This is a genomic window from Streptomyces sp. NPDC085932, from assembly GCF_044540525.1.
GTDB classification, from domain to species: domain Bacteria; phylum Actinomycetota; class Actinomycetes; order Streptomycetales; family Streptomycetaceae; genus Streptomyces; species Streptomyces levis.
In genome coordinates, this window is the sequence record NZ_JBITSJ010000003.1 from 208279 (window position 1) to 228516 (window position 20238).

15 protein-coding genes and 2 pseudogenes are annotated in these 20238 nt (G+C 74.5%); 8 read left to right on the forward strand and 9 right to left on the reverse strand.

Annotation, left to right across the window (positions count from 1 at the left end; genetic code table 11):
- Positions 1 to 4: 4 nt before the first annotated feature.
- The 7 genes and pseudogenes from ACIGAQ_RS16985 to ACIGAQ_RS17015 all read right to left on the reverse strand — a co-directional run bounded on the left by ACIGAQ_RS16985 (position 5) and on the right by ACIGAQ_RS17015 (position 7219).
- Positions 5 to 584, reverse strand: a pseudogene (locus tag ACIGAQ_RS16985) (GNAT family N-acetyltransferase).
- Positions 585 to 625: 41 nt separating this feature from the next.
- The gene (locus ACIGAQ_RS16990) at positions 626 to 3262 is read right to left on the reverse strand and encodes a SpoIIE family protein phosphatase (RefSeq protein ID WP_311679694.1); all 2637 of its coding nucleotides are present in this window, start codon (positions 3260 to 3262) and stop codon (positions 626 to 628) included.
- Between the two features lie 252 nt (positions 3263 to 3514).
- Positions 3515 to 3946 carry an ATP-binding protein gene (locus tag ACIGAQ_RS16995; protein WP_311679696.1) on the reverse strand — a complete coding sequence of 144 codons (432 nt, stop codon included), beginning with the start codon at positions 3944 to 3946 and terminating at the stop codon, positions 3515 to 3517.
- A gap of 136 nt (positions 3947 to 4082) precedes the next feature.
- Positions 4083 to 4517, reverse strand: a complete 435-nt coding sequence (locus ACIGAQ_RS17000; protein ID WP_362278466.1) for a (deoxy)nucleoside triphosphate pyrophosphohydrolase — start codon at positions 4515 to 4517, stop codon at positions 4083 to 4085.
- A gap of 129 nt (positions 4518 to 4646) precedes the next feature.
- A complete protein-coding gene (locus ACIGAQ_RS17005; RefSeq protein WP_311679700.1) occupies positions 4647 to 4838 on the reverse strand; it encodes an SPOR domain-containing protein in 192 nt (63 codons plus the stop codon).
- Between the two features lie 341 nt (positions 4839 to 5179).
- Positions 5180 to 5932 carry a GntR family transcriptional regulator gene (locus ACIGAQ_RS17010; RefSeq protein ID WP_399783503.1) on the reverse strand — a complete coding sequence of 251 codons (753 nt, stop codon included), beginning with the start codon at positions 5930 to 5932 and terminating at the stop codon, positions 5180 to 5182.
- Between the two features lie 147 nt (positions 5933 to 6079).
- Positions 6080 to 7219: a DUF4190 domain-containing protein gene (locus tag ACIGAQ_RS17015; RefSeq protein ID WP_399783506.1), complete on the reverse strand. Its 1140-nt coding sequence runs from the start codon at positions 7217 to 7219 to the stop codon at positions 6080 to 6082.
- 319 nt (positions 7220 to 7538) lie between these two features.
- Between ACIGAQ_RS17015 and ACIGAQ_RS17020 the strand changes: the two genes are divergently transcribed.
- The gene (locus ACIGAQ_RS17020; RefSeq protein WP_399783509.1) at positions 7539 to 9119 is read left to right on the forward strand and encodes a S8 family peptidase; all 1581 of its coding nucleotides are present in this window, start codon (positions 7539 to 7541) and stop codon (positions 9117 to 9119) included.
- Positions 9120 to 9268: 149 nt separating this feature from the next.
- Here ACIGAQ_RS17020 and ACIGAQ_RS17025 read toward each other — a convergent pair.
- Together ACIGAQ_RS17025 and ACIGAQ_RS17030 are read right to left on the reverse strand one after the other, a co-directional pair.
- Positions 9269 to 9604 (reverse strand): annotated as a pseudogene (locus ACIGAQ_RS17025) (DUF4383 domain-containing protein); the annotation flags it as partial.
- A gap of 49 nt (positions 9605 to 9653) precedes the next feature.
- Positions 9654 to 10163 (reverse strand): MarR family transcriptional regulator, encoded by a 510-nt coding sequence (locus tag ACIGAQ_RS17030; protein WP_311679707.1) that lies wholly within the window; start codon positions 10161 to 10163, stop codon positions 9654 to 9656.
- A 73-nt stretch (positions 10164 to 10236) separates the two neighbouring features.
- On the opposite strand from ACIGAQ_RS17030, the gene ACIGAQ_RS17035 reads away from it, so the two are divergent.
- From ACIGAQ_RS17035 to ACIGAQ_RS17065, 7 genes are all read left to right on the forward strand, one after another.
- On the forward strand, positions 10237 to 12357 hold the full coding sequence (locus ACIGAQ_RS17035) for an MMPL family transporter (RefSeq protein WP_399783512.1): 2121 nt from the start codon (positions 10237 to 10239) through the stop codon (positions 12355 to 12357).
- A 100-nt stretch (positions 12358 to 12457) separates the two neighbouring features.
- A complete protein-coding gene (locus tag ACIGAQ_RS17040; RefSeq protein ID WP_399783515.1) occupies positions 12458 to 13984 on the forward strand; it encodes an SDR family oxidoreductase in 1527 nt (508 codons plus the stop codon).
- Positions 13981 to 15354, forward strand: coding sequence for a cryptochrome/photolyase family protein (locus tag ACIGAQ_RS17045; protein WP_399783518.1), 1374 nt, complete (start codon positions 13981 to 13983; stop codon positions 15352 to 15354). The genes ACIGAQ_RS17040 and ACIGAQ_RS17045 overlap by 4 nt, the downstream gene beginning before the upstream one ends.
- 78 nt (positions 15355 to 15432) lie before the next feature.
- Positions 15433 to 16596: a polyprenyl synthetase family protein gene (locus ACIGAQ_RS17050; RefSeq protein WP_399783521.1), complete on the forward strand. Its 1164-nt coding sequence runs from the start codon at positions 15433 to 15435 to the stop codon at positions 16594 to 16596.
- Positions 16593 to 18227, forward strand: coding sequence for a phytoene desaturase family protein (gene crtI, locus ACIGAQ_RS17055; protein WP_399783524.1), 1635 nt, complete (start codon positions 16593 to 16595; stop codon positions 18225 to 18227). Before ACIGAQ_RS17050 ends, crtI begins: the two co-directional genes overlap by 4 nt.
- The gene (locus ACIGAQ_RS17060) at positions 18214 to 19212 is read left to right on the forward strand and encodes a phytoene/squalene synthase family protein (RefSeq protein ID WP_311679718.1); all 999 of its coding nucleotides are present in this window, start codon (positions 18214 to 18216) and stop codon (positions 19210 to 19212) included. Before crtI ends, ACIGAQ_RS17060 begins: the two co-directional genes overlap by 14 nt.
- The gene (locus ACIGAQ_RS17065; RefSeq protein ID WP_399783527.1) at positions 19205 to 20209 is read left to right on the forward strand and encodes a DUF5914 domain-containing protein; all 1005 of its coding nucleotides are present in this window, start codon (positions 19205 to 19207) and stop codon (positions 20207 to 20209) included. The genes ACIGAQ_RS17060 and ACIGAQ_RS17065 overlap by 8 nt, the downstream gene beginning before the upstream one ends.
- Positions 20210 to 20238 lie beyond the last annotated feature (29 nt).

Genomic DNA, 20238 nt, shown 5'->3' on the forward strand with positions numbered 1-20238 from the left:
GCGATCAGCGGAGGGTCGCGGCCCGGTGCCGTACGTGCAGGTGGCCCTGGACGGGGTGGGCGGGCGGGTTCGGCGACAGGACGGCGGCGAGTTCGTAGCCGCTCTTGCGCGCCACCCGGCAGGACGCGGTGTTGTCCCCTTGGTGACGCAGGCCGAGACGAGTGAGGCCGTCACCGGCGAAGGTCGTGAAGGCCCAGTCGGTCAGGGCGCGCAGGGCGCGGGGCGCGATCCCCCGGCCGCGGGCGCGGGCCACCGTCCAGTGGCCGACCTCGGCGGACGCGGCGCCGGGCGCGACGCCCTCGAAGGACCACGTGACCGGCCGGCGGCCCGCCCGTACCGGACGGATCCGCCTCCTCGACGGCGAACGCGAAGCGGTGGCCCTCGTCCCAGCCGCGCCGCTGCTCCCGCAGCCAGCGCGCCGCGCTCGGCACGTCCTCGACGGAGAAGGACGTCCACCGGCGCAGGGCCTCGTCCCCGCGCAGCACGGCGAGCCCGGCCGCGTCCGCGGGGCTCCAGGGGCGCAGCACGAGCGCGGGAGCCGTCGGGGTCGCGTCGGCGTGGAGCCGGGTCGTGATGTCGGGCACGGCGTGGTCGTACAAGCGGCCGGCCGAGCGTCGGCCGCCTCTCAGAACAGGCTCAGCAGGGCCTCCGCCGGGTCCGGGAGGCCGTTTCCGCCGTCCGGGAGGGGGAGTTCGAACCAGACCGTCTTGCCCCGGGGGGTGCGGCGTGAGCCCCAGGCGGCGCTGAGGAGGCCGACGAGCTGGAGGCCCCGGCCGCCCTCGTCGGTGTCGCGGGCCCGGCGGCGGCGGGGCTGCACCAGGCCGGAGTCCCACACCTCGCAGACCAGGGTGCGGTCCAGCAGGAGGCGGAGCCGGATCTCGCCCTCGCCGTAGCGCAGGGCGTTCGTCACCAGTTCGCTGACGAGCAGCTCCGTGGTGTCGACGAGGGGCTCCATGTCCCAGCTGAGCAGTTGGGCGCGCGCGTACTCCCGGGCCCGGCCCACGCTGCGCGGTTCGCGGGGCAGGGTCCAGTCGCCGACGGACTCGGTGGGCAGACCCTGGACACGTGCCATCAGCAGCGCGATGTCGTCCTCGCCGTGATGCGTGTCGAGGGTGTTGAGGACGTGGTCGCAGACGTCCTCCAGCGGCTGGGTGGGGTCGGCGAGGGCGCTGACGAAGGCCTGGAGGCCCTCGTCCAGGGGATGGTCGCGGCTCTCGACCAGGCCGTCCGTGTAGAGCGCGAGCAGGGCGCCCTCGGGCAGTTCGACCTCGACCTCCTCGAAGGGCTCGCCGCCCACGCCGAGCGGCATGCCCGGCGGCACGTCCAGCATCAGGGCCGCCTCACCCGGTTCGACCAGGACGGGCGGCAGATGGCCGGCGTTGGCGAACGTACAGCGCCGGGTGACGGAGTCGTAGACGGCGTAGACGCAGGTGGCCAGGTAGACCTCCGATAGGTCGGCCTCCCGGGGGCGGCGGGCCGCCCGGGTGGCCTGCTGCACGCCTCCGGGGGCGCCGAGGCCCCGGGCGATCTCGTCCAGCTGGGAGAGCACCTCGGCCGGTTCGAGGTCGAGCTGGGCCAGCGTCCGTACGGCGGTGCGCAGTTCGCCCATGGCGACGGCGGCGCGCAGACCGCGGCCCATGACGTCGCCGACGACCAGCGCGGTGCGGTGCCCGGGCAGTTCGATGACGTCGAACCAGTCGCCGCCGACCTCGCTGGGCCGGCCGGTGTTGGCGTTGCCGGGCAGGTAGCGGCAGGCGATGTCGAGGCCGGAGGCCTCCGGGTCGCCGGGCGGGAGCAGGGACCGTTGCAGTATCAGCGCGCGTTCGTGCTCGCGCCGGTAGAGGCGGGCGTTGTCGATGCAGACGGCGGCGCGCGCGGCGAGTTCCACGGCCAGGTCCCGGTCGCGGTCGCCGAAGGGCTCGCTGCCCTTGGCCCGGGCGAACTGCGCGAGCCCGACGACGGTGTCGTGCGCGACCATCGGCACGGCGAGCGTGGACTGCACGAGTCCGCCGTCCTCGGGGGGCACGATCTGCGGGCGGGCGGTGCGCAGGGCGTCCGCGCAGGGCGAGTTGAACGGGTAGTGGTGGACGGCGCCGACCGAGACGGGCACGCCCGTACCGGCGAACGGCGCGTCGGAGACGGCGCTGGCGAAGGCCACACGGCGCAGTTCGGCGCTGCCGTCGGCGAGCCCGGGCGGCGTCTCGTCGCCGGCCAGCAGCCCCTGGTAGAGGTCGACGGTGGCCAGGTCGCAGAAGCCGGGGACGACGACGTCCAGGAGCTGACGGGCCGTGGTCTCCAGGTCGAGGGAGTTGCCGATGCGGGCACCGGCCTCGTTCAGCAGGGCCAGATTCCGCCGGGCTGCGGCGGCCTCGCGGGCGGCGGCACGGCGGGCGGTGATGTCGATGCCGAGCCAGGCGACGCCGATGGGACGGCCCGAACCGCTGTGCACGCGGTAGAGGTTGACGGACCAGTGGCGGCGCTCGTCGGAGCCCGGCACGAACCCCGTGACGTGCATGTCGGTGATGGAGCTGCCGGTCTCCAGCACCCGGCGCAGCGTGGCGGCGACCCGCTCGGCCTCCCCGCGCTGCAGGTAGTCGTGGACGCCCTTGCCGCGGTGGTCGTCGGGCGCCCCGCCGAAGATGGACGCGAACCGCTGGTTGACGCGGCGGACCCGCAGGTCGGGGTCGATCAGCAGGAAGCCGAACGGGGATTGACTGAAAATGGCCTGCGAGGCGGCGAGGTCGGTCTCGATGCTGCGCAGCGTGCGCACGTCGACGACGATGCACACCGCGGCCTTCTCACCGTCCTCGGTGCGCGTCGGCATGACGTACACCTCGGCGAGCCCCTCGTGACCGCACTCCCCCTCCACGCCCTTCGGCATCCGGAAGGGCACCACGCCGGTCCACTCGCGGCCGTCGAGGATCTCGGCCATCTTGCGCATGCCGCGCTCGCGGTTCCGCGGATCGATGAACGCCTCGATGGGGTCCATGCCGACGGCGCGTGCGGCGGGGATGCCGAAGAGTTGCTCGGCGCGCACGCTCCACTGGTCGACCAGCCCGTCGGGGCCGATGGAGAAGGACGCGACCTTGATGTAGTCGTAGATGGATCCGGGGGGGCTGCTCTGCCACATGGCGTCCCCGGGGTGCGCCCCCTCGGCTGCGAGCGCACCTCCGACCGCGGAGGCCGGGCCGTCCGCGGCCCTCGCCCTCGCGCCCTCCGACGGGTCCTCGGACTCCGTGGCCTTCGCTGGTATCTCGCTCACGCGAACCGTCCCCTCCAGCTCACCGCGCCCGGCACCGGTCACCAGGGGCGGCTGCCCGCAGTATCCAGCACTACGGTGCCGCACAACACGGTGTTCACGATCACAGCACGGTCCCGATGGTTTTCGGTCCGGACCGTGAGAACACTTCCAGTCTTCTAACCAGGGGACACGTCGTCGAACCCCGTCCGCCGGCAACCGCCACTGGCCTGAACCAATCGCTCTACAGCGGTAACGGGTACGTACACCGTTTTTTCACTCCGGCACCGCGAGTTCGAACCACACGGTCTTGCCCGCGCCGCCCGGCCGGGTGCCCCAGCGGCGGGAGGCCGAAGCCACCAGTTGCAGCCCGCGGCCGCTTTCGTCCTCGGGCCGGGCGGCCCGCTCGCGGGGCGGGTCCGGCAGCGGGTCGGAGACCTCGACCAGCAGGACGCCGTCCAGGCCGGAGGGGCGGACCAGGCGGACGCCGATGGGGCCGGTGGCGTGCCGCAGGGCGTTGGTGACCAACTCGCTGACGAGCAGGGCGGTGAGGTCGGCGAGACTGTCCAGGTCCCAGTCGCGGAGCCGGCGGCGGACGGCCTGACGGGCGGTGCGCACGGCGTCCGGCTCGGCGGGGAAGGTCCACTCGGCGCAGTCACCCTCGGTGTCGATCACGCCGATCACTTCCCAGCCAGCAAGCCCACCCATGTCCGGTTTCGTGGGGTTAATGGGCACATACCCGATATCCGGGGCGGAGTACCGCGCGGCGAGGCGCACTGTGGCACGGACGGCGTACAGGGCGCCCGTGCGACAGCCATGGCACGTCGCACGCCCCCGGTGAGCCTCAGGCGCCGGGTCCTTCACGCACGCCGGTGCGGAGGTCTCCCAGCCGTGTGAGGGTCTGCCGGAGCGCGGGGACGTCCTGGTCGAGCCAGTCGACGTCCCAGATCTCCTCGGGGCCGAGCCAGCGCAGTGCGTCGTGGTCCTGCAAGGGCTGGGGGGCGGGCGAACCGGGCCGCAGTCGCGCGGTCCACACGTGCAGGACATAGGGCGGGCGCAGGGGCCATTCGCCCGGGACGCGCACGCCGGGCTCGGCGTCGACGCCGAGTTCCTCGCGCAGTTCGCGCACGAGCGCCGCGTCGGCCGTCTCCCCGGGCTCCACCTTGCCGCCGGGCAGCTCCCAGCGCCCGGCGAGCTCCGCGGGCGCGCTGCGCCGGGCGGCCAGCAGCCGCCCGTCGTCGACCAGCGCGGCGCCCACGACGACGATGTGCTCAGTCATGCGGGGAGCCTACGGGAGCCCGACGGAGCATCGCCCCGACGGCGACCCTCGCGGGCCGGCCGGAGTCGTGCACGGGAGTCAGTCGTGCACGGGAGTCAGTCGTGCACGGGAGTCAGTCGTGCAGGGGAGTCAGTCGTGCAGGGTCGGGCCGTTCTGGCCCAGGCGTTCGACCCAGTACAGCTGCTTGTGGCCGCGGCCGTCGAGGCTGTCGGCGATCTTCTGGGCCTCGGCCCGGGTCGCGTACCGCCCGACGCGGTAGCGATTGCCGTTGTCGTCCTGACGTATGACGAGCCAGGGAAGAGTGACCGTGCTGTCGTTCATCGCGCCCCTCCACTTCCCGCCCGCGGCCTGTGCCGAGCCCCACCCGCTAAGGAAACCGCAATGCGCATATGCCCGAGCGTACGCCTAACCTTCACGCAGCGAACACGGCTTTTCACCAAGAGGTACGCAACCAGCCAGAACACAGGGGGCGCACGCCGGTGAACGCGCCGTCCGCGTACCTCGTCGCACCCATGCGCGGGCATACCGCATACACGTCGGTCGACCTGCGCGGACGACCGACGGCCCCGGGTCGCACACCGCTCCCGGCGGCGGGGCCGATGACGGTCATCGGGTGAGCGGGGCGCGCGGGGAGCGCGCCGCGGGGCGGATGTGAGCGTCCGCTACTTGACCGGAAGGTGGTAGGCGACCCGGTACCGATCGGCCGGGATGACCACGTCGGCCGTCTCGACGGGACGGCCCGAGGCGTAGAACGTGCGCTGGACGACCAGGACCACGTGGCCCGGCACACCGCCCAGCACGAGCAGTTCCTCGGCGAGGCCGGGACGGGCGCCGACCTCCTCCGTGACGTTGTCCACGATCACGTCGATCGCGCGCATGCGCTCGACGACGCCCATGCCGCCGAGCGGGCCCTCCTCCGGCAGCATCACGGGCGTGCGGCCCGTCACCGCGAGCGGCTCCCAGGACGTGGAGAGCATCATCGCCTCGCCGCTCTCGCGGTACAGGTACTTCGTGCACATCACGCGGTCGCCCGGCTCGATGCCCAGCCGCTCGGCGACCGCGACACTCGCCTCGGACTGCTCGCTGCTGGACTCCCAGGTGCCGCGCCCCTCGCCGTCGGCCTGCTCCTGGCGGAACGGCGTCGCCCCGCCGGTCGGACGGTATCCGGAGCGGGAGATGCGCCGGGGCACGGGCCGCTCGCGCACGTACGTCCCCGAGCCGGAGCGGCCCTCGACCAGCCCCTCGGCCATCAGCACCTTGCGGGCCTCCAGCGCGACCGTGTCCGAGACGCCGTACTCCTGGCGGATCCTGGCCTGGGAGGGGAGCCGGGCGTGCGGGGGGAGCCGACCGTCGACGATCTTCCTGCGGAGATCACCCGCGACACGCAAGTACGCCGGCTGCTCACCGAATGTCACTGGCCGCTCCCATCAGGTTGTACAGACAGCAACAGCGTGGCAACCGTAGGTTGTGCCGTGCAAGCAAAGGCCAGAGAATCACTCGATGTGATGACATGGCGGCCCTGAGGGCTTTACGCAGGCACTTTCTCCCCGCTATGGGCGCTGTCACACCTGCGCTTCGGAGGCACCGCCTTCGTCCTCGTCGTAGACCGGCGGGGTCGAGGCCAGACCGAGGGCCTTGCGGGCCGTGACGGTCGCCGGGCCGTCGACGGCGGCGTACGCCTTGTCGTAGTGCGTGAAGTAGGTGTCCGCGTCGGTGGCCTCGCTCGCCCGGGCCCACTCCTCCCGCGCGTCCTCCAGATCCGCGACCAGCGCGGCGACGGGCCGCCGGGCCCCGGAGGGCCAGGAGTGACCCCGCAGGGCCTCGATCTGCTCGCCGAGCACGTCGTGGACCTGCGTGGCCCACGCCCGGTGGCCGGCGAGGTCGTCCTCGGGGCCGTCCTCGGGCTCCTCGTAGAGCGCCGCGTCGAAGGCGTTGGCCGTGGACAGGAAGACGACCTGGTCGGTGTCGAGCGTGGTGGGGTCGCCGCGCAGCGAGCCGGTCAGCCGGGACCCGGCCTCGGTGTGACCGAAGAGGCAGGTGATCGCGCGGTCACCGAAGCGCCAGCTCACCTCGGAGGGCAGCAGGTAGTACACGTCGACGTCGGCGGGCATCGCCCAGGAGTCCATGGCGTACTGGTCCTGGAGCTCCCGGCACCGCTCTTCGGCGATGCCGGTCAGCTCGGCGTCGCCCGGGAAGGCGCCGCCGGGCAGCGTGACGACCCCGAAGACCTCACCGTCGTGCCGGCCCGCGCAGGAGACCCGGTCGACGTCGTAGGTGTCGCCCTCCAGGCTGCCCGGCGCGTCGAAGCAGTCGCCCTTGTCCAGCCCCAGGACCTCGTTGCCCCGCGCGCCGTCCTTGAACCCCTCCCACGCCTTGGACGCGGCCCCCGTGGACAGCACCACCGCCCACAGCGCGATCCCGACGGACGACAGGACCATCCCGGCGATCGCCAGGCCCCGCCCGCTCTGCCCGGACCTCTTGACCTGCCGCAGCGCGATCAGCCCCAGCACCAGCCCCAGCGCGGGGACGAAGCAGAGCACGCCGAGCACGAGCGCGGTGACGGCCAGGGCGTTGACCGAGACCGGCGTGCCGTACGGGCGCCCGGCGGTGCCGTACGGTCCGTGGGCCTGCGCGGGGCCGGCGGGCGGCGGACCGAACGGGTCCTGGGGCTGCGGGTGCCCGGGGGGCGGGGGTATGGACACGGGTACGGCGCTCCTGGCTGAGGCGGTGGGCGGGGGTTCGGCGTGCGGCTCGCCGCATCGTAAGCGGCGCAGGCGGAAGGCGGAATCGCGGGCGGCCGGGACGGCGGTGGGGGCGACGGCGGGGCGGCGATCCGGCTGACGGGCCGTCACACAGGTCCTGCGGGTCCGTGCAGGGCCCTTGTGCAATTCCTGTGGAGGCCTCAATCTTTCGGCTGACGCACAGGAGTCACCCCTTGGTTGACATGACCATGACTCCCGGGTGCTCCAACGGGCGTGCACCACACCCCACAGCGCACCACCGATGAGGAGGACCCCTCAGATGGCAGTGATGCGTACTCCCCACAGATCCACCCGGCGAAGACTGGCCGCGCTCGGCGCGACGGCCACCGCGGCGCTCGTCGCGAGCCTGGTCTCCGCCCTCCCCGCCGGCGCGGCCCCGGTCGCCGCCGAGGGACGCGTGCAGTACGAGGGCGCCGCGAACGCCGTCGCCGACAGCTACATCGTCACGCTGAAGACCGAGAAGGCCGGTTCCGCCGAGGGCCGCGCCCTCGCGCACAAGTACGGCGCCGCCATCGAGCGGACCTACACCAAGGCCCTCAACGGCTACGAGGTCGAGGCCTCCGCGTCCGAGGCGAAACGTCTCGCCGCCGACCCGGCCGTCGCGTCCGTCGTGCAGAACCGGACGTTCTCCATCACCGCGACGCAGCCCAGCCCGCCGTCCTGGGGCCTGGACCGCATCGACCAGAAGAGCCTGCCGCTGAACAGCTCGTACACCTACCCCGACTCGGCGGGACAGGGCGTCACGGCGTACGTCATCGACACCGGCGTCCGCATCACGCACGGCGACTTCGGCGGCCGCGCCTCCTACGGCTACGACGCCGTCGACAACGACAACACCGCCCAGGACGGCCACGGCCACGGCACGCACGTCGCCGGCACGGTCGCCGGGAACGCCTACGGCGTCGCCAAGAAGGCCAGGGTCGTCGGGGTGCGGGTGCTGAACAACTCCGGCCAGGGCACCACCGCGCAGGTGGTCGCCGGCATCGACTGGGTCGCCCGGAACGCGGTCAAGCCGGCCGTGGCGAACATGTCCCTGGGCGGCCCGGGCGACACGGCCATCGACACGGCCGTGCGCAACGCCATCACCTCCGGCGTCACCTTCGTGGTCGCGGCCGGCAACGAGTCCACCAACGCCTCCACCCGGTCCCCCGCGCGGGTCACCGAGGCCGTCACGGTCGGCGCCACGACGTCGAGCGACGCCAAGGCGAGCTACTCCAACTACGGTTCGGTGCTCGACCTGTTCGCGCCCGGCTCGTCGATCACCTCGGCGTGGAGCACGAGCGACTCGGCGACCAACACCATCTCCGGCACCTCGATGGCGAGCCCGCACGTCGCCGGTGCCGCCGCCCTGCACCTGGCCGCCAACCCCACGGCCACGCCCGCGCAGGTCTCCGCCGCGCTGACGTCCGCCGCCACCACCAGCGTCGTCACCAGCCCCGGCACCGGCTCACCCAACCGGCTGCTGTACGTGGGCGGCGGCACGACCACCCCGCCCGGACCGCGCTTCGAGAACACCGCCGACCAGGCCATCGCGGACAACGCCACCGCCGAGTCCCCGGTGACGGTCTCCGGCGTCTCGGGCAACGCCCCCTCGGCCCTCGCCGTCGAGGTGCACATCGTTCACACCTACATCGGTGACCTCCAGGTCCAGCTGATCGCCCCCGACGGCACCGCCTACACGCTGAAGGGCTACGGCACCGGCGGCAGCGCCGACAACATCGACACCACGTACACCGTGAACGCCTCCTCGGAGACCGCGAACGGCACGTGGAAGCTCCGCGTCAGCGACAACGCGAACTTCGACACCGGGCGGATCGACGCCTGGGCGCTCCAGTTCTAACGGGGCGTGGGGGCCGGGCCGTCGGCGGTCCGGCCTCCGCTCGTCCGGCCGGCGCGCGGGGCTCAGTCCGGGACCCGCCGCCGGCCGGCGCCTTCGGTGGCCGTCCGCGCGGCCACCCCGCGCGCCTCGGGCGGCCCGGGCGGGGCGGCGAGGATGTTCGCCGGCCGGTCGAGCACGAAGACGTGCGCGAAGCCGCTCAGCACGAAGAGGCCGCCGACGGTCATGTTGAGGGGGGAGGCGACATTGCCGCCGATCACGGCCCCGGCGAGCAGCGCGAGACCGAAGACGGTCGAGATGACGCTCAGGGCCACGTACGTCGGTGGTCATGCCGGCGCTCGTGTCCCCGGCGGTGTCGCGAAGGGGCTGAGGGCGTCGGCGAAGCCGAGGGCAGCGAACGTCAGCAGCACCAGGCCGCAGAACCCGGCGCCGTACCGGTAGACGGTCGCCAGGTGGTGGTCGACCGGGGGTTCGTCTCGTAGCTTCATGTCCGTTTTTCCCCGTTCGGCCGGGGCTGGACGCGGTGAACCCGAGCGCTCAGTCGGAGCCGCGGCGCAGCAGGGCGAGCTCCGCGTTCATCTCGGCCAGGAACCGGACGACCACCGTCAGCTCCTCGGCGCTGAACCGGCCGCGGGCGGCCTCGGTGCCGCGAGCCAGGGGGCGGAAGTAGTCCCTGGCCAGACCCCGGGCCGCGTCCGCGTAGTGCAGGTGGACCACGCGGCGGTCGCCCGCGTCCCGGACCCGGCGGATGTGCCCGGCCCGCTCCAGCCGGTCGAGGCAGGCGGTCACCGCGCCGGAGGTGAGGTTGAGCTGCTTGCGCAGCCGCCCGGGCGTCATGGGCTCGCCCTCCGCCTCGGGATCCGCTTCGGCGTCGAGGATCGCGATCAGCGCCTGCATGTCGGTCAGGTGCAGGCCGTGCGCCTGGGCGAACTCCTGCGCGATGCGGTTGAACTCGCTGTTCATCCGGCGCAGCAGAACGGCGAAGGCCTGCAACCCGATGGGGTCGTCCGCCGGAAGAGATGCCGTGGGCACGCCGGAACCGCTCATGCCCCCACCCTAGTATCTCTCGATCATTGAGATACTTTATGAGTGAGTTATTTTCTCTAGGCTGGGGATGCGCATGAGTACCGCACCGCGACGGGCCAGGTGGCTCGTCCCGCTCGTTCTGCTGCTCGTCTGGCTGGGGGTGGGCGGCACGCTCGGCCCCTACGCGGGCAAGCTCGGCGAGGTGGCCACCAACGACCAGGCGGCCTTCCTGCCGCGCAGCGCCGAGTCCACCCGGGTGCTCGACGCCCGCGCGGCCTTCGACCAGTCCGAGACCGTGCCGGCCGTCGTGGTCTGGACGGCGGACGGACAGCGGCTCACGGCGGACCGGCAGGCCGAGGCGACCCGGGCCGTCGCCGCGCTCGCCGGAGAGCCCGGGGTGGTGGGCCGCCCCTCCCCGGCCCTGCTCTCCGACGACCGCGAGGCACTGCAGGCCGTCGTCCAGCTGGAGCCCGACCTGGGCGACGAACTGCCCGCCGTCCTCGACGCCGTGCGCGAGGCGGCCCGGGACGTGCCGGGCACGACGGCGCAGCTCGCCGGACCGGCGGCCAGCCAGGCCGACCTGTCGGACGCCTTCGCCGGCATCGACGGACTGCTGCTGGGCGTGGCCCTCGGCGCCGTGCTGCTGATCCTGCTGCTCGTCTACCGCAGTGTGCTGCTGCCGTTCCTGATCATCCTGGGGTCGGTCTTCGCCCTGGGCCTTGCCTGTGCGGTCGTCTACGCGCTCGCGGAGCGGGACGTGGTCCGGGTCGACGGACAGGTGCAGGGCATCCTGTCCATCCTGGTGATCGGCGCCGCCACCGACTACGCCCTGCTGCTGGCGGCGCGCTTCCGGGAGGAACTCGCCGTGCGCGGGGACCGCTTCGAGGCCGCGCGGGCCGCGGTGCGCCGGTCCTCCGGGGCGATCACCGCCAGCGCCGCGACCGTGGCGCTCGGGCTGCTCGCCCTGCTCGCCAGCGACCTCACCAACAACCGCGCCCTCGGGCCGGTCGGCGCCATCGGCATCGCCTGCGCGGTGCTCACCACCCTGACCTTCCTGCCGGCCGTGCTGGCGCTGCTGGGCCGCACGGCGTACTGGCCGTCCAGGCCGAAGCCGCCGCGGGACTCCGCCGAGGGCAGCGGGGTGTGGCGGCGGGTCGCGGCGACGGTGGACGGCCGGCCGCGGCGGACCTGGGTCGTGACGGCGCTCGTGCTGACCGCCTGCGCGGCCTTCGCGCCGTCGCTGTCCTCCCGGGGCGTGCCGCTCGACGAGATCTTCGTCAACGACGCGCCCTCCGTCGCCGCGCAGCGCACCCTCGGGGAGCACTTCCCCGGCGGCTCCGGCAACCCGGCCGTCATCATCGCCGACGCCGACCGCACCGGCGAGGTGACGGCCGCCGCCCGGAGCACCGAGGGCGTGGCGTCGGCCGGTGCGGTCTCCGCCTCGGGCCGGCCCGGGGCCGGCCGGCCGCTCGTGGTGGACGGGCGGGTGCGCATCGACGCCACCCTGAAGGATGCCGCCGACAGCGACGCGGCCAAGGCCACCGTCGAGCGGCTGCGCACCCGGGTGCACGCGGTCCCCGGGGCCGACGCGCTGGTCGGCGGGTACACCGCACAGCAGTACGACACCCAGCAGACCGCCGCCCGGGACCGGACGGTCATCGTGCCGATCGTGCTCGCCGTCATCCTGCTGATCCTGATGGCGCTGCTGCGCTCCCTGCTCCTGCCGGTGCTGCTGGTCGCGACCGTGGGGCTCAACTTCCTCGCCACGCTCGGCGTCTCGGCGCTCGTCTTCGAGCACCTGCTCGGCTTCAGCGGCACGGACGCGTCGGTGCCGCTGTACGGCTTCGTGTTCCTGGTGGCGCTCGGCGTCGACTACAACATCTTCCTGATGTCCCGGGTCCGGGAGGAGGCGCTCACGCACGGCAACCGGCGGGGCGTGCTGCGCGGGCTGACCACCACCGGCGGTGTGATCACCTCGGCGGGCGTGGTGCTCGCCGCGACGTTCGCGGCCCTGATGGTGATCCCCCTGGCGTTCCTGGTGCAGATCGCGTTCATCGTCGCCTTCGGGGTGCTGCTGGACACCCTCGTGGTGCGGTCGCTGCTGGTGCCCGCGCTGGTGATCGACATCGGGCCGCGGGCGTGGTGGCCGAGTGTCCTGGCCGGCCGCGGCACACAGGTGCGGCGGGCGGCCGGGGCCGATGCTCCGTCCGGCTGAACGGCCGCGGGCCCCGTGCCGTGCATCCGCTGCCGGGGCCGGTCGCGAAGTCTCCTGTAGGGGCCGGTCGTGATCGCGGCCGGAGACGGGAGGCAGGAGCATGACGCACGACGGGCAGCGGCTGCACTGCCTGGTCACCGGGGCGTCCGGGTACATCGGCGGGCGCCTGGTGCCGGAGCTGCTCCAGGCCGGGCACCGCGTCCGGTGCCTGGCCCGCTCGCCGGACAAGCTCCGCGACCACCCCTGGGCGCCGCACGCCGAGACGGTCCGGGGCGACGTCACGGACCCGGCGTCGCTCGCCGCCGCGATGCGCGGTGTCGACGTCGCCTACTACCTGGTGCACGCCCTCGGCAGCGGCTCCCGGTTCGAGGACACCGACCGGGAGGCCGCCCGGATCTTCGCCGAGCAGGCCCACGCCGCCGGCGTACGGCGGATCGTCTACCTCGGCGGGCTCACACCCCGGGGCGTGCCCGAGGAGTCTCTCTCGCCGCACCTGCGGTCGCGCGCGGAGGTCGGGGAGATCTTCCTCGCCTCCCCCGTGCCCGCCACGGTGCTGCGGGCGGCCGTCGTCATCGGCTCGGGCTCGGCGTCCTTCGAGATGCTGCGCTATCTGACCGAGCGCCTGCCCGTCATGGTCACCCCCAGCTGGGTGCACACCCGCACCCAGCCCATCGGCGTACGGGACGTGCTGCGCTACCTCGTCGGCTCGGCGACCATGCCGGACGAGGTCGACCGGGCCTTCGACATCGGCGGGCCGGACGTCCTCACCTACCGGGACATGATGCTGCGTTACGCCGCCGTCGCCGGACTGCGGCGGCGGTTCATCGTGCCGGTCCCGGTGCTGACTCCCCGGCTGTCCAGCCACTGGGTCGGCCTGGTCACCCCGGTGCCCGCCTCCCTCGCCCGGCCGCTGACCGAGTCGCTGCGCCACGAGGTCGTCTGCCACGAGCACGACATCGACCGGTACGTCCCCGACCTCCCGGGCCGGCCGCTGCCGTTCGACGAGGCGCTGGCCCTGGCACTGCGCAGGGTGCGGGAGGCGCAGGTCGCCACGCGCTGGTCCTCCGCCTCCGTGCCCGGCGCCCCCAGCGACCCGCTGCCCACCGACCCGGACTGGGCGGGCGGCAGCCTCTACGAGGACGAGCGGCAGCGGCCGGTCGACGCGTCGCCGGCGGCGCTGTGGAAGGTGGTCGAGGGCATCGGCGGCGACAACGGCTGGTACTCCTCCCCGCTGGCCTGGGCGGTGCGCGGCTGGCTCGACCGGTTCGCCGGCGGGGTCGGACTGCGCCGGGGCCGGCGGGACACCGAGCGCCTGCGCGTCGGCGACTCGCTGGACTTCTGGCGGGTGGAGGAGATCGAGCCGGGCCGGCTGCTGCGGCTGCGCGCCGAGATGCGGCTGCCGGGCCTGGCCTGGCTGGAGATGTACGCCGAGACCGACGACCGGGGCGGCACCGTCTACCGCCAGCGGGCCCTGTTCCATCCGCGCGGTCTGCTGGGCCACGCCTACTGGTGGAGCGTCGCCCCGTTCCACGCCGTCGTCTTCGGCGGCATGGCCCGCAACATCGCCCGGGCCGCGGCGGACGGTCCGGGGAAGCGTCGGACATCCACCCCGGGAGTGACGCCATGACCGTCGCGGTCGTCCTGTTCACCGCGGACCTGCGCCTGTACGACCACCCGCCGCTGCACGCCGCGCTGCGGGCGGCGGACGAGGTGGTGCCGCTGTTCGTACGCGACCCCGCCGTCCACGCGGCCGGCTTCGACGCACCGAACCGCGCCGCCTTCCTCGCCGACTGCCTGACCGACCTGGACTCCTCGCTGCGCCGCCGCGGCGGGCGGCTGGTCGTGCGCTCGGGCCCGGTTGACCGGGAGGTCCGCGCCGTGGCCGCCGCCTGCGGCGCCACCGAGGTGCACATGGCCGCGGGCGTCACCGGCTTCGCCCACCGCCGTGAGGAGCGGCTGCGCCACGCCCTGGGCGCCGACGGGGTGCGGCTGCGCGTGCACGACGCGGTGGTGACCGCCGTGGCGCCGGGCGCCGTCGCGCCGACGGGCTCCGACCACTTCGCCGTGTTCACCCCCTACTCGCGCCGCTGGTCCGGGCAGTCGCTGCGCCGCCCCCTGCCCGCGCCGCGCGCCGTGCGCGTCCCCGACGGCGTACGGGGTGAGGAGCCGCCGTCCCGCGCGGGCCTGCTCCATCTGTCGCCGCAGCTCGCCGAGGGCGGGGAGACGGCGGGGCGGGCCCGGTTCGCCCGGTGGGCCCGGGCGGACCTGCCCCGCTACGGGGAACGGCACGACGACCTGGCCGGTGACGCGACCTCACGGCTGTCCCCGTACCTGCACTTCGGGGCGCTGTCGCCGGTGGAGCTGATCCACCGGGCCCGTGAGCGGGGCGGACCAGGGGCCGAGGCGTTCGAACGCCAGTTGTGCTGGCGGGACTTCCACCACCAGGTTCTCGCCGCCCGGCCCGAGGCGTCGGTCCGCGACTACCGCACCCGGCACGACCGATGGCGCGGCGAGGAGGAGGCGGCCGGGGACATCGCCGCCTGGCGTGAGGGCCGTACGGGCTATCCGCTGGTCGACGCGGGCATGCGGCAGTTGCGCGCCGAGGGCTGGATGCACAACCGGGCCCGGTTGGTGACGGCGAGCTTCCTGACCAAGACGCTGTACGTGGACTGGCGGATCGGCGCCCGGTACTTCCTCGGTCTGCTGGTGGACGGCGACATCGTCAACAACCAGCTGAACTGGCAGTGGGTCGCCGGCACCGGCACCGACTCCCGCCCGCACCGTGTCCTCAACCCGGTGCGCCAGGGCAGGCGGTACGACCCGGACGGGGTGTACGTACGCCGCTGGATTGCCGAACTGGCCGACGTCGGCGCCGAGACGGTTCACGAGCCCTGGCGGCTCCCGGCAAAGCGGCGCGCCGTTCTGGGGTACCCGGAGCCGCTCGTCGGCCTCGCGGAAGGGCTGGCCCGCTTCCGGCAGGCCCGCGGACGCGGATGAGGACCCGCCGGCGCATCCACGGCACGGCTGCCGCCGGAAGCACTGATGTGCGGATGATCGGACGAGAAGGGGTTGCGCATGCTTGGACCGCGGCCGACGGTGGCCGGACCGGCGGAAGGAGACGACGCGACGCTCACCGCTCCCTGGGCCACGAGCGCCGTGGAGACCGTCCTGGAGCAGGTGCTCGACGCGCGGCTGCGGCAGTCCCGCGGCATCGACCCGGTGTTCACGCCCGACCTGGCCGAGCGGGTCGCCGCGTTCGTCCTGCGGGGCGGCAAGCGGCTGCGGACGGCGTTCGCCTGGTGCGGCTGGCGGGCAGCGGGCGGCTCGGGCGACGCCACGGCCGTGCTGCGCACGGGAGCGGCCCTCGAACTGCTCCAGGGCTGCGCCCTCATCCACGACGACGTGATGGACGGATCGCCCCTGCGCCGGGGCGGCCCGGCGCTGCATGTGGAGCTCGCCGGGCGGCACCCGGCCGGACGCGCCGCGGCGTTCGGCACGCCCGGCGCGGTGTCCCCCGAGTCGTTCGGCGCCTCGGCCGCCGTGCTCGCCGGTGACCTGGCGCTCGCCTGGGCGGACGACCTGCTGGCGGAGACGGCCCTCGGCTCGCCGCAGGGCGCCCGGCTGCACCACGAGTGGCGGGCGATGCGCACCGAGATGGTCGCCGGTCAGTACCGCGACCTGCGCGCCCAGGCGAGCGGTGCGTCCGGCGACGAGGAGGCGCTGACCGTCGCCGCCCTCAAGAGCGCCCGGTACACGGTCGCGCGGCCCCTCGCCCTGGGCGCGGCCCTGGCCGGCGCCGGCACCCGCACGACGGAGGCGCTGCGGGCGGCCGGCCACTGCGCGGGGCTGGCCTTCCAGTTGCGCGACGATCTCCTCGGCGCCTTCGGCGACCCGGCCGAGACCGGGAAACCGGCCGAGGACGACCTGCGCTCCCGCAAGCTCACCCCGCTGCTCGCCGCCGCCGTCCGCCTCGCCGGGGCCTCCGGCGACCGCGAGGCCGCCGACGTGCTGGCCCCGGGCGCGCACGCCCACCCGGAGCACACCGTGGAACGCATGCGGGCGGCGCTGGAGCGGACGGGCGCCCGGGCCGAGGTGGAGGCCCGCACCGCGGAGCTGGCGGCCGCCGCCCTGCGGCACTTCGAGGCGACCGGCGCGGGACCCGACGTACGGCGGGAGTTCGCCGCCCTGGTGGAGCGGGCCGCGGGCGTCGCCCCGCGCCACGCCGAGGAGCTCGTATGAGAACGGTGACCGGGCCGACCGACCACGTCGTCGTGGTGGGCGCAGGCCTGTCCGGACTGGCCTGCGCGCTGCACCTGCTGGGTGCCGGGCGCAAGGTCACCCTCGTCGAACGGGACGCCGGCCCCGGCGGCCAGGCCGGACGGCTGCGGCTCGGCGACTACCTGGTGGACACCGGGCCCACCGTGCTGACGATGCCGCATCTGGCCGACGAGGCGTTCGCGGCCGTCGGCGACAGCCTCGCCCGCCGCGTCGAGCTGGTGCCCCTGCACCCGGCCTACCGCGCCGGTTTCGCCGACGGGTCCTGGCTGGACGTGCACACCGACGGCGAGGCCATGGAGGCGGAGGTGCGCCGCTTCGCCGGACCGGCCGAGGCGGCGGGCTACCGCAGGCTGCGGCACTGGCTGGAGCGGCTGTACCGGGCCCAGATGCGCCGCTTCATCGACACCAACTTCGACTCACCGTTCCAGCTCGCGCACCCGGACCTCGCCCGGCTGGCGGCGCTCGGCGGCTTCGGGCGGCTGGACGGCCGGATCGGCCGCTTCCTCTCCGACGACCGTCTGCGCCGGGTCTTCTCCTTCCAGGCCCTGTACGCCGGGGTCGCCCCGGCCCGGGCGCTGGCGGCCTACGCGGTGATCGCCTACATGGACACCGTGGCCGGCGTGTGGTTCCCCAAGGGCGGCATGCACGCGCTGCCCCGGGCGATGGCCGACGCGGCCGCCCACGCCGGTGCCGAGCTGCGCTGGTCCTCCGAGGTGAGCGGGCTGGAACGGACGGCGGGCCGGGTGCGGGCCGTGCGCCTCGCCTCGGGTGAGCGCATCGCGTGCGACGCGGTGGTGCTCACCTGCGAACTGTCCACCGCCCACCGGCTCCTGGGCCGCGCGCCGGTGCGCCCGGTCCCGCTGCGGCACTCGCCGTCGGCGGTGATCCTGCACGCGGGCACCGACCGGACCTGGCCCCACCTGGCCCACCACACGCTGTCCTTCGGCGCCGCCTGGGAGCGGACCTTCGACGAACTGACCCGCACGGGGACGCTGATGAGCGACCCGTCGCTGCTGATCACCCGCCCGACGGCGCACGACGCCTCCCTGGCCCCGCCGGGCCGCCACCTCCACTACGTCCTGGCGCCCTGCCCCAACACGGCCGTCGGCCCCTCCGCCGCCGCCTGGCGGGACCTGGGCCCGCGCTACCGCGACAGCCTGGTCGCCGAGCTGGAGCGGCGCGGCCTCGACGGGTTCGCGGACAGCATCGAGGAGGAGTCCTTGGTGACCCCGCTCGACTGGACGGCCCAGGGCCACGCGGCGGGCACGCCGTTCTCCGTGTCGCACACCTTCGCCCAGACCGGCCCGTTCCGGCCGCGCAACCTCGTGCGCGGGCTGGACAACGTCGTGCTGGCGGGCTGCGGGACCACGCCCGGCGTGGGCGTGCCGACCGTCCTGATCAGCGGGAAACTCGCCGCCGGCCGGGTCACCGGCGAGCGCGACCGGACACCCCGGACGTCCCGGATGTCCCGGACGTCCCGGACGTCCCGTGCCGCGGACCCCCGCCCGACGGCTCCGACCGCCTCGACCGCTCCGACGACTCCGACCGCTCCGACCGCTCCGACCAGCGCAGGTGCCCATGACCCGTCGTGAACTGGACGCCGCCGGGATCACCGGCCCCGACCTGCGCGCCGCCTATGCCCGGTGCCGGCGGCTCAACGCCCGCCACGGCCGGACGTACTTCCTGGCCACGCGCCTGCTGCCGCTGGAGCGCCGCGCGGCCGTGCACGCGCTGTACGGCTTCGCCCGCTGGGCCGACGACATCGTCGACGACTTGGACCGCGACCGCGCCCCCGACGAACGCGACCTGCTGCTGAAGCGGCTGGAGGGCGACCTCGCCCACGCGCTGCGCAGCGGGGGCGGCACGGAGCCGGTGGTGCGGGCCGTGGCCGACACCGCCGACCGGTACGCCATCGACGTCACCCTGTTCGCCGACTTCCTGGCCTCGATGCGGGCCGACCTGACCGTCACGGACTACCCGACCTACGCCGATCTGCGCGCCTACATGCACGGTTCGGCCGCGGTGATCGGCCTGCAGATGCTGCCCGTGCTCGGCACGGTCGTCCCGCGCGAGGAGGCCGCACCGCACGCGGCGGCCCTCGGCGTCGCGTTCCAGCTCACCAACTTCCTGCGGGACGTGGGCGAGGATCTCGACCGGGGCCGCGTCTACCTGCCCGCCGACCTGCTCGCCGCGCACGGCGTGGACCGGGCGCTGCTGGAGTGGAGCAGACGGACCGGGCGCACCGATCCGCGGATCCGGGCGGCTTTCGTCGCGGCCGAGGACCTGACCAGGGACGTGTACCGGACGGCGGAGCCCGGCATCGCGATGCTCGACCCGCGGGTACGGCCCTGCATCCGCGCCGCGTTCACGCTGTACGGCGGCATTCTCGACGCGATCGCGCGGCAGGACTACACCGTGCTGCACCGCCGCGCGGTGGTGCCGCGCCGCCGGCGGGCGGCCACCGCCGCGGCCGGGGTCCTGCGGGTGGCCGGCGCGCGGTGGCGCGCCCGGCTGCCGCACGCGGCGCCCGCGCCGGGCTCCGCGCTGCTGGAAGGGAAGGAGAAGGGCCATGGCTGACCGCTCCGGGAAGGCGCGCTGGACCTCACCGCTGCGGCGGCGCCGCGGCCCCGGCTGGGCCGAGCAGGAGCCGACCTGGCGCGCGGCCCGTCCGGCGCTGATCGCCGACGCGCTCAAGCGGGCCTGCGCCCGGCCCTCCGGCAACTGGTTCGTGGCCGGCGCCTCGCGGGACGTCCGTCCGGGCGGCCCGTACGGCCGGACCGTCGGCGGTGTCGAAGTGGTGCTGTGGCGCTCGGAGTCGGGTGAGCTCCGCGGCGGCACCGGCGTCTGCCCGCACCTCGGCGCACCGCTGCGGGACAGCCGGGTGGTGTGCGGCACGCTGGTGTGCCACTGGCACGGACTGGCCCTGGACGGCTCCCCGTTCGCCGGCTGGCAGCCGTATCCCGTCCACGACGACGGAGTGCTGGTGTGGGTGCGGCTGGACGCGGTCGGCGGCGAGGAACCGACCGAGCTGCCCGTGATCCCGCAGCGGCCCCCGGCGGGCAGCGGGGTGGACGCGGTGTACTCGGGCGTCGGGCGGTGCGAGCCGCAGGACGTGGTGGCCAACCGGCTCGATCCGTGGCACGGGTCCTGGTTCCACCCGTACTCGTTCGTGGATCTGACGGTGGCCCGGGAGCCGCGGGGCGAGGAGGACGACGCCTTCGCCGTCGACGTCTCCTTCCGGGTGGCGGGCCGTCTGGTCGTGCCGGTGCGGGCGGAGTTCACGGCGCCGGAGCCGCGCACGGTGGTCATGCGCATCGTCGACGGGGAGGGCGCCACGTCCGTCGTGGAGACCCACGCCACGCCGCTGACCGCCGAGGGCGACGCACGGCCGCGCACGGCCGTGATCGAGGCGGTCGTGGCCACCTCGGACCGCCGCGGCTTCGCACTGGCCCGGGCCGCCGCGCCCGTCCTGCGGCCGCTGATGCGGCACACGGCCGGGCGCCTGTGGCGCGACGACCTCGCCTACGCCGAGCGACGCTGGGCACTGCGCAGCACCGGCCGCTTCCCGGGCTGAGCCCCCGGGCCCCGAGCCGAGCCCCGGCC

What these genes read in the sequence shown, in the direction of transcription:
- ACIGAQ_RS17065 (WP_399783527.1), top strand. Translation starts at nt 19,205, where the DNA reads ATGGCTGACCGCTCCGGGAAGGCGCGCTGGACCTCACCGCTGCGGCGG.
- ACIGAQ_RS17020 (WP_399783509.1), top strand. Translation starts at nt 7,539, where the DNA reads ATGGCAGTGATGCGTACTCCCCACAGATCCACCCGGCGAAGACTGGCC.
- ACIGAQ_RS17000 (WP_362278466.1), bottom strand. Translation starts at nt 4,517, where the DNA reads ATGACTGAGCACATCGTCGTCGTGGGCGCCGCGCTGGTCGACGACGGG.
- ACIGAQ_RS17045 (WP_399783518.1), top strand. Translation starts at nt 13,981, where the DNA reads ATGACCGTCGCGGTCGTCCTGTTCACCGCGGACCTGCGCCTGTACGAC.
- ACIGAQ_RS17040 (WP_399783515.1), top strand. Translation starts at nt 12,458, where the DNA reads ATGACGCACGACGGGCAGCGGCTGCACTGCCTGGTCACCGGGGCGTCC.
- ACIGAQ_RS17060 (WP_311679718.1), top strand. Translation starts at nt 18,214, where the DNA reads ATGACCCGTCGTGAACTGGACGCCGCCGGGATCACCGGCCCCGACCTG.
- ACIGAQ_RS17050 (WP_399783521.1), top strand. Translation starts at nt 15,433, where the DNA reads ATGCTTGGACCGCGGCCGACGGTGGCCGGACCGGCGGAAGGAGACGAC.
- ACIGAQ_RS16995 (WP_311679696.1), bottom strand. Translation starts at nt 3,946, where the DNA reads ATGGGTGGGCTTGCTGGCTGGGAAGTGATCGGCGTGATCGACACCGAG.
- ACIGAQ_RS17030 (WP_311679707.1), bottom strand. Translation starts at nt 10,163, where the DNA reads ATGAGCGGTTCCGGCGTGCCCACGGCATCTCTTCCGGCGGACGACCCC.
- ACIGAQ_RS17005 (WP_311679700.1), bottom strand. Translation starts at nt 4,838, where the DNA reads ATGAACGACAGCACGGTCACTCTTCCCTGGCTCGTCATACGTCAGGAC.
- ACIGAQ_RS17035 (WP_399783512.1), top strand. Translation starts at nt 10,237, where the DNA reads ATGAGTACCGCACCGCGACGGGCCAGGTGGCTCGTCCCGCTCGTTCTG.
- crtI (WP_399783524.1), top strand. Translation starts at nt 16,593, where the DNA reads ATGAGAACGGTGACCGGGCCGACCGACCACGTCGTCGTGGTGGGCGCA.